Raw genomic sequence first — 2,298 nt, 5'->3', positions numbered from 1 at the left:
GGTCTTTAATAAAATCTTCTGGCTGTTGTTTTTCTAATACTTCACTGTCTTTTACATCTTCTAATTTGTCGTTTGAAGATAATAACCTATGATAATAAAAGGTATTTATATTACGCTCCAAAGTTCGAACACTCCAGTTCTGTTCAGCCGCTTCATTTAAATAAAGCCCTCTTGCGACCTCATTTTCAACTCTCATAATTAACCGATTATGGCTCCATGTCAATTTTCTACACAGTGTGTAGAATTTGTTTTGCTCAGGATAAGTAAGATAAAACTGTCTGAAATTATATAAATTGGCATAAGAAAAACCTTTACCAAATTCAGCTGTCAAAGCTTTGGAAAGCTCTTTTAAAATACCCTCTCCATAAATTGCTCTTTCTTCGCCGTGCTGTTCCTGTTCAACAATACGTTTTCCAATCAACCAATAGGCTTCCACCATCGCGGAGTTTACAGCAGTGTAAGCATTTTGTCTAGCGCTAGTTAATATACCTCTGATTTCTTCGATATAATTGGTCATACTTCAAATTTAAAGAAAACAGCCGATGAAGTGGTAAAGAGATCATTGTGAAAGTGGTGTTTCATGAATTATTTTCAAAAAAGTAAATGACATTCTACCTCTTGCTTATTGTTACTTTTTTAATTGTGCCATCAGGAGTTTTCAAAGTTAAAATCGCCTGATTTTTACCTTCATACAGGTCAGTTTTAAGTAAGAAATCGCACATGGATATATTTGTATAGTCGATATCATCGATTGCAAGGACCTGGTCATTGACATTAACTTTATCCTTCATTTGCTCATCCCAAATCATTTCTATAAATATTTTATTGTCTTTTGGAATAAACGTTACCGGAAACGTACCCTCCAGTAAATCGATTGAAGTTTGAAAAGGCTCGAAGTAAAATTTTCTGTTTTTATAATCTACAGTTACTATTCCGTAATCTAAAAGTTTTGACCCAATCCTCGATTGCTCTCCAGGTGTGGTATTTGCGTTTACATTTTTAAAAGCAGTGCCGTTAATTCTGAACTCAGGTACCCTTATCCGATATTGTGCCGTGTCTATTCCGGTGCCATAAAGTGCCATACTGTTTCTACCTTTTGATTTTGCCAGTACATTAAAAACCTCAGCTCCTTCGGTACCTGCAAAATGAACCAGAGAAAGATCAAAAAGTCCTGCACTGCCTGTGTCAAATAGTGTACCTATAGTGCCAGTGCTCTTCCCTATAAAAATGATTGTAACGAAAGGTTCGCTTTGCCCCGGGGACAGGAATAAATCAGTCGATTGTTTCTGGTTCAAATTCAATTTATCCGGCTGATCTGTAAGTATTATTTTACGGTTTTTTGGCGAAAACTGTACTATAGAGTTTCGGAGCATATTGCTACCTATTAAGCCATCGATCTTTAGGCAATCAAAAAAGAACGAGTTGTTTGGAACCACAGTTGGAACATCATTGAACACCACACCACCTACAGTAATTTCACTTAAGTTTACAATATTTAAACTATCTACGTTATCGTTGGCGTCATGAATTGGTATCTTGCTTAATATTTTGGGTTTGAGCACATCAAATAAGGCTTTTGTGATCGTATTAGGTGCACCGGTATCAACGGCAAAACGATATTCTTTGCCATTGATAGTCACTTTTATAATCGGTGCCCATCGTATATCTTCATATTCAATTTCAGTATAGTAGTTTTTTTGACTGGTGCCTCCATCATTTAATGTAAAATCCTCTTGTGAGTAAGCCCATGTGGCACTTAGGCTAAGCAGGAGCGCTGTGAGAAATATTTTCATGGCTTCATTCAAAGCAAATTAGCAATGGTAATGTAATTCAATTTCCTACTTCTTCGAATAAGTCCGGATCCATAGATGAATATTTTATGGCTAATGTATCTCCAACAAAAAATCGCCTGTCAATATCAACATCATCCATAATGGAATGATTATATATCCTGCCTCCTGAGGTATAAGTAAACTTAATTTTTATCCCTGGGTAACTCTTGTTACCGCTCATGTATTTAACTGATGTAACTATGGCATTAGCCTTTGTACCATACATCTTAAGCTGATTATCAGCGTAGTTATTATGAAGAATATTGAGCAATAGAAGTGTAGATCCTGCTAAAAGAACGAAGGTTAAGCCTTTGACTAGGTAGTTACTAGAAAACCATAGCTGAATTAAAAAATAAATAGATAACGCAATAACTAACTGACCAAATCCATCGAGCTTTGAAAGCTTATGTGAATAATATATGTGAACATAGCTACAAGCGACAATGCTTGTAGACAATATTAAAGT

General features: G+C 35.6%; 3 protein-coding genes. All 3 read right to left on the bottom strand.

Going from position 1 to position 2,298, the window contains the following annotated elements; translation table 11 throughout:
- Positions 1-517, bottom strand: a 517-nt coding sequence (locus J1905_RS23430; protein WP_250318185.1) for a DUF1016 N-terminal domain-containing protein, incomplete at its 3' end; no start/stop codon positions are given.
- Positions 518-611: 94 nt separating this feature from the next.
- A complete protein-coding gene (locus tag J1905_RS23425; RefSeq protein WP_214229619.1) occupies positions 612-1,793 on the bottom strand; it encodes a retropepsin-like aspartic protease in 1,182 nt (393 codons plus the stop codon).
- 37 nt (positions 1,794-1,830) lie between these two features.
- The coding region (locus tag J1905_RS23420; RefSeq protein WP_214229618.1) for a hypothetical protein at positions 1,831-2,298 on the bottom strand (468 nt) is incomplete at its 5' end.

The sequence above is a fragment of the Pedobacter sp. B4-66 genome (assembly GCF_018492665.1).
Lineage (GTDB): Bacteria > Bacteroidota > Bacteroidia > Sphingobacteriales > Sphingobacteriaceae > Pedobacter.
The sequence above is the reverse complement of the archived record's forward strand: the minus strand, read 5'-3'. Positions and strand labels throughout refer to the sequence as shown.

Bases quoted from the DNA above. Each gene is read 5' to 3' on its own strand.
- J1905_RS23425 (WP_214229619.1), bottom strand. From the start codon at position 1,793: ATGAAAATATTTCTCACAGCGCTCCTGCTTAGCCTAAGTGCCACATGG.